Here is a 16,352-nt window from a genome sequence, read left to right on the forward strand (position 1 = left end):
AAATTTCCGGATAAAAGCTGCACTAAAAAAATGAAAAAAGCTATTTTGCTATCCCTTGAAGTGGATCGGCAGGCTGACGGCCGAAAAAGCTTGGGAAATGCATCCATCTTGGCATCACTGGATTCACACAACATACCGGTTAAAAATATCATCATCGCCGTCAATAGTGACGACTTCAATGTAAACCGAATAACAGAAGAAGTTATCATTTACATTAAAAGACATGAATCATCCGGCGACGACTGTTTTTTATGTTTAGGTTTATATGTCTGGAATGAAGAGTCTAGCCAAACGCTAATCCGGCAAGTGAAACAAAGAACCAATGCCACTATTATTCTCGGCGGTCCACAGGTTTCCTACGCATCAAAAGGAAAGCTGGAGGCAGCATACCCAGGCGTTGATATCTTTATTCGAGGCTATGGCGAGAAAGCACTGGTCGCCGCTATAGAAGGCCAGCATGAAAATGTTGCTGGTATCCACCTGGCAGGACTGCCAGACAAAGGGCTCCAGGCAGACCACTCACTCGAAGATCTGCCGTCCCCATACATAACCGGCCTTTTGCCAATAGTTTCCTCGATCCATTGGGAAACCCAACGAGGCTGCCCATACGCTTGCGAATTCTGCCAGCACAAGTCAGCAGACAATCGCCATAAAGTGAAAACTTTCAGCTACGAAATACTGGAAGAAGAAGCCCGCTTGTTCGCGCAAGCCAATGTCAAACGGATCTCGATATTAGACCCCATTTTCCATCACAGCGAAGGACACGCTCTACGTGTACTCCAGATATTGAAAGATGCCGGAGTAAAAGCCGAGATTTCCCTGCAGTGCCGACTGGAAATGTTAACCAATGACTTTCTGGATGCTTTGAATGGCTTAAAAGTTGACCTTGAATTTGGTCTGCAAACCGCCATTCGATCGGAATCGTTACTGATACGCCGCGGTAACAACATGAAAACCGCTGCACAAAAACTAAAGCAGTTAAAACAGCGACAAATTCCTTTTGAAATATCCCTCATATACGGCTTGCCATCGCAAACCCTAGAAAGTTTCAAACGTTCCATCGACTGGTGCCACCAGCATGGGGTAACGCGGATCAAAGCCTGGCCACTGATGTTGCTCCGAGGTACAGCGCTGTATGAACGAAAGGAAGAATTCGGGTTTGTTGAATCGGATGAAGCGATCCCCCTGGTCATCCAAAGCAACACTTGCAGCATTGAAGACAACAAAAAAATGGCAGAGCTAGCCAACCAATTGAACCTTGGCCAACTTGAACCTAACCACCTACTAGCCCCGGAATATGGAGTAGAACAAGATGTCATCTTTTATCGTGCTTGAGGCCCTCGACGGCGTGGGCAAAACCACCCTAGCCAAGAACCTGTCCGAACACCACAGCTACAAGTTTCTGACCACGCCAGGCAAAGAACTGCAGCCACTGCGCGCGGATATCATCAATGGTCTAGGCAAATCCCAAACTGCACGCGCCTTGTTTTACGCCGCGACGGTTCAGGCCGAAGGTGAACGTGCCGCAAGCCTCTGCTCACAAGGGCAAAGTGTCGTGATGGACCGCTACAGCGCGTCCACCATTGCCTATGCCAAAGCTCGCGGCGTAAACACCGATCTGGAAGCGGCACTTTCACAGGCGGTTAAACCCGACCTCACCATCCTTCTTACATTGGATGAACAGGAACGCCAGCAGCGTTTGCGCCAACGCGGCACCACAGCCGAAGACCTGGAAACCCTGCAACCGGTATTCCGCCAGCAAGTGATGGCCGGGCTACGCCAGCGCTGCGATATCGAGCTGGATGTGTCCGGGCTGGATCAGCAGCAGGCGCTGCAGGAACTGGTTGCCATCATCAAGTCTCACTGCCCGACATAACGGGTTAGAACCCTTCAGATTTTTGGCCAGTTCTCGGCTTCCACGGCTATTTCTGGAGGCCTTAAACAGTGCTTTGGCACGTCGGTAGCGGTGCAACTCTCCGCAGTGATCCCTTTGATGGACGGGCTTTCCACACGTAGAACGCCAACTTACCGACGTTCATCACTCGACAGAGCAGGCGTATCAAATAGCTCTGTCTGTACTGGTTAATGAAGTGGAGTTTCACTTCATTTCTTTCGCGAAGAAATGGTGCGGCATCCCGACAGAAGCATTCTTTAAAATCTCGTTCTCCATGCGCAGCGTTTTGACTTCCTGCCGAAGCCGTTTCAGCTCTTCCATTTCGGTTTCAGCTGGCTTCGGCTCACGGATTCCCTACTCCTGTTTTTCCTTCCACCGATAGAGCAAGTTGGTGGCAATCCCCAAAGACTTCGCGGCTTCTGGAACGGAGTAACCTTGCTCAGTCACGAGAGCAACGGCTTCTTCTTTAAATTCTGGCGGATACTGTTTGTAGCTGCGCTTCTGGCTCATGGTTGGAACCTCTGTTGGTGAAGAGTTTATCTCTTCTTGAGGTGTCCGGGTTATTCAACCAGAACAAGGTATAATGGGCTTAAACAAGGGCTTCTGCAGAATTCGCGTTCATAAATTGTCCCCTCCGCCTGAAGCTATATTTGTCGTAGGCTTCGGAGGCACATTAAAAAGACCTTTATTTTGGCATGACTCCAGAAAAGATTTCTTAAGGAAGTTACATTCTGCGAAAGGGTTTCTTTTAGTTTGTCTCTTTAAGGTTTTTAAAAACTGGTCAGGTTCACGGCCATCCTCAGTCCATTCATCCAATACTTGTGTGACCCAGTATTTTCCATCACTTTCGCTACAGAGTTTGGCTTTGTAACGTTCTTCAATGCCGTAGACATCTTTCCAAGTCTCAATTTGTTCGTTCAACACCGCAGGGCCAAATTGCAGGTTGATATCTGCTGGGGTCAGGTTGGCGACATCTGTCTTAGCCAAATCGACGGTAATGTCGATGGCATGTGGCTCAGTTGAATATGGATAAAAAACGGCACGACGGTGAGTCAAGCGAGCAGGGTCTTTAGGAGTGTAGACCGGGTCTTTGCTGGTTTTGTAGCTGCTGTTACAGTGATGGCAGGCTGGCACCAGATTTTTAAAGTTGATTGAATTAAAAGGGTAAATAGCTTTGGGTAAGTAGTGATCGTAGGCTTCGCGCTTGCTGTGGTATTCGCCCAGCAAATCGTTGATGCCGCAAAAGGGACATTTCCCCGCTATGTTGGTTTGCATGAAGGTTTGGTAATGGTCGTCGATATCACCGATTTTTGCGCGCAGTGCGGCAAGGTCTAAAAGACGCTGCGAGTACAAACCTTTGAAGAAACTACCCAGTTGCGCTGCCAGATTGGCTTGGCTTATTGGTATATCAGAGTAGCGAGCAAGCTGTATAGTGGGGTCATTGTCGCAGACTTTTTGCACGTCATTATTTCCTCGGAACCAGGATTGGAATTGTGCAATATCAGCTGCATTTAAAGTGGCAAATAGTCCGTGGATGCGCTGAACATGGCCGTAGAAAAAATCTGCGCCTGCTGCATCGGAGTAAAAGAAGGCTTCCATGACTTCCTTTAACTCAGGCTTAGCATCGAAAAGGTTCAAGCCGAAAGGCCCATTGATTGGCGCTTGGCACCACACCTGATCAAAAATAAAATCAATAAATTCCTGCATCTTTTCCATTTGATGTGGAACATAGGTGTAGGCAAACAACATTAGTGTTCACCCTCCGTGTCGCCATCTTCCTCGCTAGCGAGAATGGCTTTAATCAGCAAGAGCTTTTCAACCGAGTCACCCAGTTGCTGGTGAATTTCGTTGATCAAAGTTTCATTATCCTCGTATCCTTGCTCAAAACGCTCGCGTAGATCATCCAAAATCCCTTGAGCATAGCCACCGATGGTTTCTCGCTTTCCAAAGGTCTTCATGGTGATTTTATTGATCGATGCTCCCAGCGTATTGTATTCGGGGTGAGTGATGCTTACTTCACGTGTAGTTTGATCTTTACTAAAAATCAAAACCTTGTCTGGTTTACTGTCAGAAATTAAAAATGGGGTGTGCGTGGTAATAAGCATTTCCTGGCTGGCACCGCCATCTTTCGGGAAGCACTGGCGCAAACGGCTAATAAAGTTAGCGCGCCAATCAGGGTTAAAATGAGTTTCCGGCTCGTCGAGCAAAAACAGGCTATTGGTATTGCGAAACAGCAGGCACAGACCAAGGCTATGCAATAGCTGGTGCTCGCCGTCGGATAATTCTTTCATCAGCATGGGCTCTTCATTACCTTCCTTAGCAAAGTAGAAATTTTTGAAGCGCATAATGCGCTCGTCTGATGCCAAGGTGGGTACGGTTTCGCTTACATAGTGACTATTGCTCTGGTATAAATCCGCTTTTAATGACTCGTCAACGGTGTAGAGATTTAATGTTAACAGCACCTGAAAGGCTTGGAATAACGACAAAGGGTCGTTGCTGAAGTTTTCACGAAAGGCCTGTTTGGTGGCTTTGTTTACCCAATAATCAAGGATCAGCGTGTCGTTGCTATCGTCTTCATAGCTTAAGGTAGCGCAACGTCGTAGTCGCTCCAATATAGGGTCTACCTTTTCGTTTGAATCTTCGGTTTTATCGAGGTTATACAAAAGATTCAGATAATAACGCTCTCTTTGTTCTTCTTCATCGTAGAAGACACTGAGTGCCTGATTACGCTGAGTAACAATATCAACCGATTTTTCATTTTCTAGAGCAAAGGTTTCAAACTGTTCAGCAGTTAATTCGATCCTTCGGCGCAGGATAATTCGAAACTCCTTAAGCGCTTCAATACCCACATCTTCACGAAACGTATGTAGAGTGGCATCGTCTTGAAATAACAAATTACAGAGCAAAATTGCCTGACTAAAGCTGTTATCCAGATACGCCATGCGGGTTTCCGGATAACCGGGGTAAGGCAATTGCTGGTTTAGTGCATTCCAGTATTCATCAAACTGGATAAAGCGCATTTTAAAAAATGGCAGGCTTAAAATTTCGTTTTCGCCGGAAGAATAACCCAACACGTAATCCGGTAGCAGCTGGCGGGCATCAGTTCTACCCATTGTTAGCTCGGTAGGTTGTTCTGAATCCTCATCGTTAACGTTCAGTAGCCACCACTTGGGTGACTCTCCGGGAGCTTTTTTAATACATACACGTGCCATGCCGTCATAGCCCTTCACCTTAATAGCTTCAGCGGGCTTAATTAGGTATTCCAGCTCAAAACCATCGGGTTTGGCTTTACTGCCCTGAAAGCCTTGGGGATTTTGATCTTCATCGTAGGTAAAGGTATCGGGCAGATTATCCAGATACAGGCATTCCATGTGGTAAAAAATCGCGCCCAATACTTCCAGCAGATTGGATTTACCGCTGCCATTCGGGCCTGCGCAAACAAACGGGGCAAAGCCTTCGTGACTTGTCGGCTCCTCTTGCAGCGTCCATTCGTTGCGAAAGTGATGCTCAAAGCCGCAGGGGATGCTGCGAAATCCGTTTGGGTCCGTGATTTTAATTCTTAGTAGCTTCATAAGCTATTTCGCCAACTTATATAATTCCACATTCATTATTTCGTCATACCGCAGCCCCAACTCGCCAGAATCAAGCTTTTCAAATATCCAGTTTTTAAGACTCTCGTAATCAGGAAGACCAAATACATCGCTGTTTTCATCGACGAATTCAATGGAGTTACCTAATAATTCGATCCAGAAAAAATTCACATCAAAAGCTTCGTCTGGGTATAAAGCATTAATGGCCTTTTCAAGTTCCTGTCGAACTAGCTTTAATCGGCCATTCTGGCTTGCCAATAAGATGGTGTTTTTATGTTTGGTCTCGGTGATGTCTGAGCCCGGTTGGATTTCCTGGGGATCATTATCCTCAGGTTGGTTACTTTCTATCAGTGGTACTTGCGATAAATCCAGCTCACCTTTAAATGCTTGTTGGCTGAGTGCGCCATAGAGGAATTCGAGATCATTTAAGTTTTGTTGATAAAGGGATTTCAGGGATTCGACTTTTTCGACGATGATAGCGAATTGGTTTTGGATGTCGATTGGTGGAACAGGTAACTGAGCTGTTTTAAGATTTGCCTTTGATATATTAGGCATTGAACCAGCTGCTCCAGCTGCAAAAGCCTGTATGGCTTTTCGTTGAGAATTGTTCGTTAGCAGCTTCCAAATGTAAATTGGGTTAATCCCAGCATCTTCTTTGAATACAAATCGAAAAATCAAATCCGGCATTAATAGCCGAGGACGTGTTTCGTACACATATGCGCACGCAGCTACTAATTCGTATGTGTTTTTTCTGCTGAATAATAAGTCACCAGCTTTTACTTCATGCTTCACGGTTGGCGAGTGTTCCACAGGGAGGGCTTTGTTCTCATTGCCATCAAATACGCAACGAGTCACCGCACCCAGTTTTAAAACCCCCCACTCTTCCTCGGCAGCAGGTCTAGCCTCGCACTTTGGGCTTTTTCCGCTTTCGATGTCTGATAACAAGTCACTGAATGGCTTTTTACCCCAACCTTTCTCATTCCGTACTGGATCACCGAACATCTCCACAAACACGCTTTTGAGCAGGTCGTCGAGTTGTTGCAGATGTTGTTTACGCCGGGCGATCAGCCCCTCCACCTTGCCGAGCAGATGGGCAATGCGGATCTGATCGTCACGCTCAATTTTAGGTAAAGGTATGCCTTCAAGGGCTTTTCGATTTATATGCGGAATAGTTGCTCCTGTTGCCGTCTTGCGCAAAAAGTCAAACTGCGACTTGAGGAATATCCCCAAGAATGGCGTAAACAACTTCGATTCTGGCTTAATACGCAGCCTAGCAATTGTGCTACCTATGAAACCACTCTTTCCATAACCAATGGTTCCCGCGTTAGCCCCGTCCCATGCGATTAGCACATCTTCTGGAACGGCTTCCACCCCCTTCCTATCGTCTGTGTAGCGAAGCAGATCATCATTGCGGAGGTCATCAATACCAATTAGGCGTTTTGCGTCACTAGAGGGTGATTCATTAATTTCATGTTTCTTTCCCTTCGATATAGTGATTGCTGAACCTAGAGTCTGTGTCATCCCACCATCCCCTTCAATTCCAACAACTCACGTACAATACCACTCTGCACGTTCGCTAATTCTGCGTCATCCACTTCCCCCACTTCGGCCTGAATCAGCCGATCTAAGATCATGCTGGGCGCATCGTAGTGAACTTCTTCAAATACATCTTCTTTGTAGCGATTGAGAGACAGGTCGTAACCTTCTGCCTCAATTGTGCTGCAACAGACCATAAAGCTCTTTGCTGTTCTGTCTGTATCTGTTTCAACGTTGCGCGCATGGTATTTTTCAATAATGTTCTGCAGGTCACCGTAGCCTTCTTGTTTAGCTCGCTTGTCATCCAGCGAATAACCGTCGGCAGCCATTTCGTAAAACCAGACGTTTTCAGTAGCAGCTTGCGTGACCTTGTCTTTTGGTCCCCAGACTTTGGTAAATAATAAAATCGCGGTACTGACACCGGCATAAGGTTTAAACACGCCGCTGGGCATGGTGATCACGGCTTTTAAATCGCAGCGCTCGACCAAAATTTTACGCAAATCCTTAAAAGCTTTGCCGGAGCCAAACAGCACACCCTGCGGCACAATCACCCCGGCTGTGCCGCCTTTTTTGAGTAGACGATAGATGTTCTCGACAAACAGCAATTCGGATTTGGTGGTGGAGAGTTGCAGGTTTTCGTTAATGTCGCCCTTATCGATGCTACCTGTAAAGGGCGGGTTCGCCATGATGATGTCGTATTCGGCTTCCTGGGTGTAACTTTTACTCAGGGTATCTTTGTAGTCGATATTGGGCTCGTCGATGCCGTGCATCATTAGGTTCATTAAGCCTAAACGCACCATGGTGCTGTCGATGTCGTACCCCCACAGCGAGGCGCTTAAGATGGCTTGGGCTTTTTCGGTGAGCGCGGCCGCTACCGAGGTGCGCACAAAGCCGTCTTCATCCGGCGTTAAATTGTTCGCTCCGGCTTTGATTGCAAGTTGGGTAACAATGTATTGATAAGCACCCAGCAAGAAGCCGCCAGAACCACAGGCTGGGTCGGCAATTTTATGGCCCAGTTGTGGCTGCACCAAATCGGCCAGTAGCTTGATGATATGGCGCGGGGTGCGGAACTGGCCGTTTTTACCGGCGGTGGCGATTTCCGACAACAGCATTTCATAGACGTCTCCCTGAATATCCTGAAAGGCCTGTCCGTTTTCCGCAGAGTCTTTTTCCATCACTGCGAAAATTTCATCGATGGTTTTGACAGCCTCTACCAACAGCGCTGGCTTGGGGATGATAAACACGGCGTTTTTCATGTGGTGGGTAAAGTTGCTTTCCGCACCGTTTAAGTCTTTTAAAAACGGAAAGACTTTACCTTGTACATGCTGCAGCATTTCTTCGGCCTGCATGCGCTTGAACTCACTCCAGCGCAGAGTTTGTTTTTCAATGGCGTATTGTTCCGGTTTTTCCCAATTGCGGTATTCCGGCGGAATCCATTGGCCTTCAAATTTGGAGGTGTAAGCTTCTTCTGTCCATTCGGCATCGGCCTGGCGTTTTAAATCCAACTCATCGAGGCGCTTCATAAATAGCAGATAGGTGATCTGCTCGATGGCAGTGAGCGGGTTGCTGATGCCGCCGCTCCAGAATTTATTCCACAGCTGGTCGATTTTGCTTTTGAGCTCAGGGTTGTTCTGTAACATGGATTTGCCTTCTTAAGCGGCCAGCGTTTGGGCTAGCAGCAGAATTTCGTTGATTTCGGCGGGGCTGAATACGCCGCGTATACCCTGCGGGTGAATCACCGTAAAGGGCGCATTGATTAAATCTTTTTTCTCAACTTTTTCGCGCTCGACAATGAAGTTTTTCAGCAGATTTAAAAATTCCAGCTGACGACTGTTGAGTGTGGTGTGGGATCGAATAAATTGATCAAAAGCGGCACTGACTTCATCCGGAAAGCTTTTTAATACCTCGATACCCAGAATATGGCGAATAAACTGAATAAAGTGCGCCTTGCGGTTTTTGTACACCTGGCGCAGCAGGTTTTCAGTTATGTGCGGGTGCTCTTCATACAATAGTTCGGCCAGTTGATTGGCCTCCTCACTATTGACTGCTTCACCGTTTTTGAGCTTTTGTATTATCGGGTTATGCTCGGTGAGCTCTTCAATTAGGCTTTCGACCATTTCCCGATAGCGAGTGACGCTCACCGCTTCGTTTTGCGGGCCAAATTCCACCCATTCTTTTTTGTGAATCTCGTCCATTAAATCGAGATGGGTTTGTTCCTGCCCGGTGTTTTGCTCGCGAAATTTCATTAACGGGCCGAGTTTGGCCACCATCTCGTCAAAGCGATCCTCGTCTGCCTTGCTCCAATACAGCGGCGTTTGCGCGACTCGAATCAGTTCTTCTTCGAGTTTTACAAAGGGCACCGATAATGGCAGCTCACTGATCTGCTCGACGATGCCTTCTTTGAGGGTTTCGCCTTGTTCTTTTTCTTCCTGTCGCTCTTTATGTATCAGTGCCAGTGAGTATTCCAGCAGGTCACGTTCAAAGCGCATGGCTTTGAAATCGGTCTCAGACACGGTACGGAATAAGGGCTTGATATCGGCGCGCAGGAATTCGAGCTTGTCGTGATTAAGCGTGAGCCAGAAGTTCTCATCATTCAGGCGCGCAAGCTTTGCGGCAGCTTCTTTGATTACGACGGAATTCTGCGGCAAGGCGGCAATTTGCGTACGCAGTTTGGCAACTTCGCGCGCTGCCGTGTCGCCAAGGCCAGCGTCATTCGCAGCTTCGATCTTATCCAGTCGTAATCCAACGAGTTTAACGGGCAGCGGTAATTGGGGTTTAAGCTCTTTGCCCTTGGGGTTGAGCTTGAAGTATTCGAAGTTATCCCAGCAATCGAGAATCAAAAAGATGTCTTTTTCCAGACACCAGGGTTTGGGTTTGCTGGCTTCAAGCAATCGGGTGCCACGCCCAACCATTTGCCAGAACTTGGTGTAGGAGTAAACGGGTTTGGCAAACACGAGGTTGACGATTTCGCGCACGTCGATACCGGTATCGAGCATATCCACGCTGATGGCAATGCGCGGCATGTCGTTATTGGTGAACTGGTCGAGCAGACCGCCTTTGCCGTACACTCGCGGGTCATCAGATACCAGTACTTTGGCTAGCTCGCCGTGGTACTGCGGATAGAGTTTGTCAAAGATTTCTTCAATACGGCGAGCGTGGGCTTTAGTGGCGCAGAAGAAGATGGTTTTGCCGGGCAGTACGCCGTTAGCATCTTTGATCGCTTCTTCCATAAACTCACGGACAATCAAGGTATTGGTGCCCCTGTTTATCACTTGCTTTTCCAGCTGAGTGCCTTCGAAGTTAATGGCTTCAATCTCTTTACCTTGCAGGATCAGCTTTTTCTGGTCTTCTAATGAAATAGTGCGCTTACTGATGCCTTCCATCTGGAACTTGGTTTGAATTTTCATCACCTGAAAATTGCAGAGGTAGGGCGGCACGTGGTTAACGGCTTCTTCGTAGGTGTAGGCAAAGGTGGGGGTACCATCTTCGCAGTGAAACAGCTCAAAGGTGTTGTGGTCGATTATGTCGGTAGGTGTGGCGGTTAAACCCATGGTGATGGTTTTAAAATAATCGAGCACTTCACCAAAGGTGTTGTAGATTGAGCGGTGACTTTCATCGACCACGATAAAATCAAAAAAGTGCGGTGAGAGATGTTGTGACTCATCGCGGATGATATTGAGCATTGTTGGGTAGGTGGCCACATACACTCTGCGGTCTTTGGCAATCAGCTTTTCACCGACGTTGGGCCAGCGCGGTTCGTTGGGTATGTGTTCTTTGAAGGCGGCTAGAGCCTGCTCGCGCAACGCGATGCGGTCCACCAGAAACAGTACTTTTTCGGCATGACCTGAGCGCATCAGTGCATCGGAAAGGGCGATGCAGGTGCGCGTCTTCCCGGTACCGGTAGCCATTACCAGCAGAAAATCGCGCTTTTTCTTTTCGATACCTTCGAGTACCGAGCGAATGGCACGTACTTGGTAATCGCGACCAGCAATCGAGGTATTGATGAATTCCTGTTTGAGAGGTTTACGGTTACGGCGAATGTAAGAGAAGCGTTCTAAATCATCCCGAGTAGGAAAACCCACGACTTTGCGTGGTGGCGCATTTTCTAAATCCCAAAAATAGAGTTCGTAGCCGTTGGTATAAAAGCAAAACGGCAGCTCGCCACCCAGCTGCTTCTGGATGTTGTAGCAATACTGCTTTGCCTGCTCGCGGCCAATGGCGGCATCTTTGGCGGTTTTTTTGGCTTCGACTACCGCCAGTGGCTTGCCATCTTTTCCCAAGAGTACGTAGTCGCTGAATTGGTGACCTTCATAGGGCGTTCGAGGCTCGGCCACGCCTTCGGGCAATGCAGTAACAATAGCGAACTCTTCGACGACCTGAGTGGGATCTTTGACGTTCCAGCCAGCTAGGCCGAGTTGCTTGTCTATGAGCTCTGAGCGGGTTTGTGCTTCGGTTATACTCATGTGTTATCTACCTTCCATGCAGCCCGTCTTGATCATGGAATATTACCAGCTCTGGACTCCAGTGATTGACAAGATTCAGTGTATGACTGGCATCCGATTACAGAATAATGGACTGGCATATCACAAAAAATGCCCAGACTTTCTCGATACATACCCTAGAACTCTTAATTACCAGTTGTCGGTACGTAGCGGCAGCGTTGTGATTCTGTAAGACCAACATACTAATTAGTCGTAGGCACTGAGGCAGAGGTCAATTTGGCTAAAGAATGAACGATTCGAAAAACCGTTTTTTCACACGTTTTGGGCACATTCAAGGCACAGAGAAGTTTTCAGTCGGGAAAAACAAAAAAGCCGACGGTTAAGTCGGCTTCTAAGTCGCTGATTTAACAGCATAAATTCTTGGTAGGACTACCCAGATTCGAACTGGGGACCTCTACCATGTCAAGGTAGCGCTCTAACCAACTGAGCTATAGTCCTGAAGTGCTGCGTATACTACCCAAGGGGTTTTTCTTTGCAAGCCTTTTGTTGAATTTTTTGTTTCAAAAAGAAGGGGTTGGCGGGGTTTTAGCCGCATGAAGGGTGTTGGGCGGGGCCCAACCTACGTTGCTGTCGCATAGAAAGGCCAAGTCCTTTCCATTCGACAGGCGCGGGGGCCAAGGTGATTTTTCACCTCGGCCGCAAGCGACCTCCCACAGCTAACCAGCAGCAACAGCCGTTAGCTGTTGCTGATTATTTGCTCTTTCATCTCGTGCAGCTGATCGCGTAGTTTGGCGGCGGTTTCAAATTCCAGGTTTTGGGCGGCTTTGAACATCTGGTCTTCCACTTTGGCAACTTCCTTGGCCAGTTGTGCAGCTGGCATGGTGCGCCAGTCGGTGTCGCCGTAGGCTGCGCCTTGTTCGGCCACTTTCTTGCCGCGGGTTTTGCCGCCTTTTCCGCGTTTGCCCGGTGGTGGCGCGGCTTCCAGAATGTCTTCGACGGATTTTTTGATGCCTTGCGGGGTAATGCCGTTTTCTTCGTTAAAGGCGATCTGTTTGGCGCGACGACGTTCGGTCTCGTCCATAGCTTTGCGCATGGAGTCGGTGATGTTGTCGGCGTACAGAATGGCTTTACCGTTGAGGTTTCGGGCGGCACGGCCAATGGTCTGAATCAATGAACGCTCAGAGCGCAGGAAGCCTTCTTTGTCGGCATCGAAAATCGCCACCAGCGAGACTTCCGGAATGTCCAGGCCTTCCCGCAGCAGGTTAATGCCCACCAGTACGTCGAACTCGCCCAGTCGCAGGTCGCGGATAATTTCGACCCGCTCAACGGTGTCGATGTCGGAGTGCAGGTAGCGCACCCGAATTTGTTGTTCGGTAAGGAAATCGGTCAGGTCTTCGGCCATACGCTTGGTCAGCACGGTAATCAGTACTCGCTCGCCCTTTTCCACCCGCTCGTTCAACTCGTGCAATACATCGTCCACCTGGCCTGTGGCTGGACGCACTTCAATCACAGGGTCAACCAGACCGGTTGGGCGCACGACTTGTTCCACCACGTTGTCCTGGTGGTCTTTTTCATATGGTCCCGGTGTGGCCGATACGAATACGCACTGCGGTACGATGGATTCCCATTCTTCAAAGCGCATCGGACGGTTGTCCAGCGCCGATGGCAAACGGAAGCCGAATTCGACCAGCGTCTCTTTACGAGAGCGGTCACCACGGTACATGCCGCCGATTTGCGGAATCGTGACGTGGGACTCGTCGACGAACACCAGCGCATCTTTGGGGATATAGTCAAACAGGGTTGGCGGCGGCGCGCCTTCTTCACGTCCGGACAAGTAGCGGGAATAGTTTTCAATACCCGAGCAGTAACCCAGTTCCTGCATCATTTCGATGTCGTAGCGAGTACGCTGCTCCAGTCGCTGGGCTTCCACCAGCAGGTTGTTGTCGCGGAAGTACGCCAGTCGCTCGTCAAGTTCCACCTTGATACCGTCGATGGCGTCCAGAATGCGTTGACGCGGGGTCACGTAGTGGGTTTTCGGGTAGATGGTGACGCGGGCCAGTTTGCTGTAAACCTCACCAGTCAGCGGGTCGAAGCTGGAGATGTTTTCCACTTCGTCGTCGAACAGTTCAATGCGCACGGCTTCGTCGTCGCTTTCGGCCGGGAACACGTCAATGATCTCGCCGCGCACCCGGTAGGTGCCACGGTGAAAATCCATGTCGTTACGGGTGTATTGCAGCTCGGCCAATCGGCGCAGTATCGTTCGTTGGTCAACCTGATCGCCACGCACCAGGTGCAGCATCATTTTCAGGTACGAATCCGGGTCACCCAAGCCGTAAATGGCCGATACCGTGGCCACAATCACGGCATCACGACGTTCCATCAGCGCCTTGGTGGCCGACAGTCGCATCTGTTCGATGTGCTCGTTCACGGATGCGTCTTTATCAATAAAAGTATCCGACGCTGGTACGTAGGCTTCTGGCTGATAGTAGTCGTAGTAGGAAACAAAGTACTCTACCGCATTGTTCGGAAAGAACTCTTTGAACTCTCCGTACAATTGCGCGGCGAGGGTTTTGTTGTGGGCCATAATGATGGCAGGGCGTTGGCACTGCTGAATCACGTTGGCCATGGTGTAGGTTTTACCGGAACCCGTTACCCCCAACAGGGTTTGCTTCAGCAAACCGGCGTTCACGCCGTTTACAAGCCCTTTGATCGCGTTGGGCTGGTCGCCCGCCGGGGCATATTTGGAGTTGAGCTCAAAAGTCTTGCTCATAGGGATTCCAGTATGTCAGTAAATTTAGTAACATTTCGCGGTTTGACAAAATTCCGGGGCAGACATCATTCTGCATTTGCACCTTGCGCTGCCTGAAGCCCCGATTTCTTTTTCCCGCCTGTTTTTGAGGAATACATTTTGGATCTGCAACTGTCTGAACGCGTCCAACAGATCAAGCCCTCTCCAACGCTGGCAGTCACCAACCGTGCTGCCGAATTGCGTGCGGAAGGTAAGGACATTATTGGCCTTGGCGCCGGCGAACCCGATTTTGATACTCCTGAGCACATCAAGAAAGCTGCTCAGGATGCCATTACCGCGGGCTTCACAAAATACACCGCAGTTGACGGCACTCCGTCCCTCAAACAGGCCATTATCAAGAAGTTCAAGACCGACAACAACCTGGACTACCAGCCAAACCAGATTCTGGTGTCTTGTGGTGGCAAGCAGAGCTTCTTCAACCTGTCACTGGCTCTGCTGAACCCGGGCGATGAAGTCATCATCCCTGCCCCATACTGGGTGTCTTACCCGGACATGGTGATCATGGGTGAAGGCGCGCCTGTGATTGTTGAAACCTCCATGGACAACAGCTTCAAGATGACGGCTGCCGAACTGGAAGCGGCCATCACTGAGAAAACCCGCCTGGTGGTTCTGAACAGCCCGTCCAACCCTTCCGGTCAGGCTTACAGCCCTGAAGAACTGAAGGCGCTGGCGGATGTGCTGCTGAAGCACCCACAGGTGATGATCGCCACCGACGACATGTATGAGTTGATCTGGTGGGCAGAGTTCGAATTCTGCAACATCCTGAATGTTTGCCCGGAACTGTACGATCGCACCATCGTTCTGAACGGCGTATCCAAAGCCTTCAGCATGACGGGCTGGCGTATCGGTTACGCCGCAGGCCCGGCCAAGCTGATTGGCGCGATGAAGAAGATCCAGTCGCAGTCCACGTCCAACCCGACCTCCATCTCTCAGGTAGCGGCGGAAGCGGCCCTGAACGGCGGTCACGATTGCATTGAGCCAATGCTGGTTGAATTCAAGAAGCGTCACGATTACCTGATCGCCGCCTTGAACGAACTGCCAGGCGTTGAGTGCATCACTGGCGACGGCGCTTTCTACGCCTTCCCTAGCTTCAAGGGTGCAATGGAAGCCGCTGGCATCGACAGCGATGTGGAATTTGCCGAGAAGATCCTGAACGACGTTGGCGTGGCCATGGTTCCAGGTTCTGCGTTTGGCTCTCCAGGCTTTATGCGTCTGTCATTCGCGACCAGCATGCAAAAACTTGAAGATGCCATTGCGCGCCTGCAGAAAGCACTGGACTGATCCAGCAAGCAAGCATCAGGCATAAAAAAACCCGCTTCGGCGGGTTTTTTATTGGCCTTGAACAGGCTTCAAGAAAAAGACTGCGCAGCTGCTACTTCGGCACCCCACCCTGTTTCTTCTTGTACTTGCTGGCCTCTCGTTCTTCCTTGCCAACATACTCATCGACATAGCGACCATCGAGCTTACGGCGCTCATCCACAATGGCCTTGAGGGCTTGGGTGTCAACCCAGAGTTGAGGGTAACGATACAACTGTTCGTTACACTCAACGGCATCGCCCGGCTGAACTTCGTACCAGTTACCGTCGTAATAAACTTCGAAGTCCTTGCCGTTCATACGGCCCAGGATTTCATAGTCGCCCTGCGTCGCGCCTTCATCAACACCAAACGGCAGCGCCAATCCACGCTCCAGGCTCACCGCCACCAGATTATCGGTTGCGTGCAGCCCCACTGCAGGCGCCCAGTTTTCCAGCTCTACACGCACGTCGCGATGGCCATCCCGCTGAATCAGGACGCCTTTCTCAACCAGACTGTCGTCAATCGTGTCGTGGAAATGAATGCTTAAACCAGGGCAAATAAAGTACTGCAGGGACTTGAGTTCGCTGATGGTCAGTTGTTCTTGCTGACGCAGCTCTTGCGTCATTGGAATGTAGCTATTGCCACTGCAACCACTGATCGCCAAACAGGCAGCTACACCAAACCAGTTGAATTTGTTCATTCCTGACGGGATTCCCTGAAGTTAAGCGCCCAACAAGAACAATGGGCGGTTTCTTTGGCAAAACTGTACCGCAAGCAACGTTGGA

At 49.4% G+C, this 16,352-nt stretch carries 11 protein-coding genes and 1 tRNA gene; 3 read left to right on the forward strand and 9 right to left on the reverse strand.

Annotated features, from left to right (window positions below; genetic code table 11):
- Positions 1-30: 30 nt before the first annotated feature.
- Positions 31-1,335, forward strand: coding sequence for a B12-binding domain-containing radical SAM protein (locus G516_RS21035; protein ID WP_051218931.1), 1,305 nt, complete (start codon positions 31-33; stop codon positions 1,333-1,335).
- Positions 1,313-1,876, forward strand: a complete 564-nt coding sequence (locus G516_RS0104725) for an AAA family ATPase (RefSeq protein WP_028292695.1) — start codon at positions 1,313-1,315, stop codon at positions 1,874-1,876. Before G516_RS21035 ends, G516_RS0104725 begins: the two co-directional genes overlap by 23 nt.
- 372 nt (positions 1,877-2,248) lie before the next feature.
- Here G516_RS0104725 and G516_RS23715 read toward each other — a convergent pair whose 3' ends face one another.
- The 8 genes from G516_RS23715 to uvrB all read right to left on the reverse strand — a co-directional run bounded on the left by G516_RS23715 (position 2,249) and on the right by uvrB (position 14,232).
- The gene (locus tag G516_RS23715) at positions 2,249-2,404 is read right to left on the reverse strand and encodes a transposase (RefSeq protein WP_051218932.1); all 156 of its coding nucleotides are present in this window, start codon (positions 2,402-2,404) and stop codon (positions 2,249-2,251) included.
- 108 nt (positions 2,405-2,512) lie between these two features.
- The gene (locus G516_RS21045) at positions 2,513-3,643 is read right to left on the reverse strand and encodes an HNH endonuclease (protein ID WP_051218933.1); all 1,131 of its coding nucleotides are present in this window, start codon (positions 3,641-3,643) and stop codon (positions 2,513-2,515) included.
- Complete coding sequence (locus G516_RS0104740) at positions 3,643-5,466, reverse strand: restriction system-associated AAA family ATPase (protein ID WP_028292696.1); 1,824 nt, start codon at positions 5,464-5,466, stop codon at positions 3,643-3,645. Before G516_RS0104740 ends, G516_RS21045 begins: the two co-directional genes overlap by 1 nt.
- A gap of 3 nt (positions 5,467-5,469) precedes the next feature.
- A complete protein-coding gene (locus G516_RS0104745) occupies positions 5,470-7,005 on the reverse strand; it encodes a restriction endonuclease subunit S (RefSeq protein ID WP_028292697.1) in 1,536 nt (511 codons plus the stop codon).
- Positions 7,002-8,660: a type I restriction-modification system subunit M gene (locus tag G516_RS0104750; protein ID WP_028292698.1), complete on the reverse strand. Its 1,659-nt coding sequence runs from the start codon at positions 8,658-8,660 to the stop codon at positions 7,002-7,004. The genes G516_RS0104745 and G516_RS0104750 overlap by 4 nt, the downstream gene beginning before the upstream one ends.
- A gap of 12 nt (positions 8,661-8,672) precedes the next feature.
- Entirely contained in the window at positions 8,673-11,483 is a 2,811-nt protein-coding gene (locus tag G516_RS0104755) for a type I restriction endonuclease subunit R (RefSeq protein WP_028292699.1), read from the reverse strand.
- A gap of 400 nt (positions 11,484-11,883) precedes the next feature.
- Positions 11,884-11,960 (reverse strand) — tRNA-Val (locus tag G516_RS0104760).
- A gap of 238 nt (positions 11,961-12,198) precedes the next feature.
- Positions 12,199-14,232, reverse strand: a complete 2,034-nt coding sequence (gene uvrB / locus G516_RS0104765; RefSeq protein ID WP_028292700.1) for an excinuclease ABC subunit UvrB — start codon at positions 14,230-14,232, stop codon at positions 12,199-12,201.
- Positions 14,233-14,367: 135 nt separating this feature from the next.
- On the opposite strand from uvrB, the gene G516_RS0104770 reads away from it, so the two are divergent.
- Complete coding sequence (locus G516_RS0104770) at positions 14,368-15,552, forward strand: pyridoxal phosphate-dependent aminotransferase (protein WP_322785980.1); 1,185 nt, start codon at positions 14,368-14,370, stop codon at positions 15,550-15,552.
- Between the two features lie 91 nt (positions 15,553-15,643).
- Here the strand turns inward: G516_RS0104770 and G516_RS0104775 are convergent, their stop codons facing one another.
- Positions 15,644-16,267 (reverse strand): hypothetical protein, encoded by a 624-nt coding sequence (locus G516_RS0104775; protein ID WP_028292702.1) that lies wholly within the window; start codon positions 16,265-16,267, stop codon positions 15,644-15,646.
- Between the last annotated feature and the right edge of the window lie 85 nt (positions 16,268-16,352).

The sequence above is a fragment of the Oceanobacter kriegii DSM 6294 genome (genome assembly GCF_000422845.1).
In the GTDB taxonomy this organism is placed as follows: domain Bacteria; phylum Pseudomonadota; class Gammaproteobacteria; order Pseudomonadales; family Oceanobacteraceae; genus Oceanobacter; species Oceanobacter kriegii.

Bases quoted from the DNA above. Each gene is read 5' to 3' on its own strand.
- G516_RS21035 (WP_051218931.1), top strand. From the start codon at position 31: ATGAAAAAAGCTATTTTGCTATCCCTTGAAGTGGATCGGCAGGCTGAC.
- G516_RS0104725 (WP_028292695.1), top strand. From the start codon at position 1,313: ATGTCATCTTTTATCGTGCTTGAGGCCCTCGACGGCGTGGGCAAAACC.
- G516_RS23715 (WP_051218932.1), bottom strand. From the start codon at position 2,404: ATGAGCCAGAAGCGCAGCTACAAACAGTATCCGCCAGAATTTAAAGAA.
- G516_RS21045 (WP_051218933.1), bottom strand. From the start codon at position 3,643: ATGTTGTTTGCCTACACCTATGTTCCACATCAAATGGAAAAGATGCAG.
- G516_RS0104740 (WP_028292696.1), bottom strand. From the start codon at position 5,466: ATGAAGCTACTAAGAATTAAAATCACGGACCCAAACGGATTTCGCAGC.
- G516_RS0104745 (WP_028292697.1), bottom strand. From the start codon at position 7,005: ATGACACAGACTCTAGGTTCAGCAATCACTATATCGAAGGGAAAGAAA.
- G516_RS0104750 (WP_028292698.1), bottom strand. From the start codon at position 8,660: ATGTTACAGAACAACCCTGAGCTCAAAAGCAAAATCGACCAGCTGTGG.
- G516_RS0104755 (WP_028292699.1), bottom strand. From the start codon at position 11,483: ATGAGTATAACCGAAGCACAAACCCGCTCAGAGCTCATAGACAAGCAA.
- uvrB (WP_028292700.1), bottom strand. From the start codon at position 14,232: ATGAGCAAGACTTTTGAGCTCAACTCCAAATATGCCCCGGCGGGCGAC.
- G516_RS0104775 (WP_028292702.1), bottom strand. From the start codon at position 16,267: ATGAACAAATTCAACTGGTTTGGTGTAGCTGCCTGTTTGGCGATCAGT.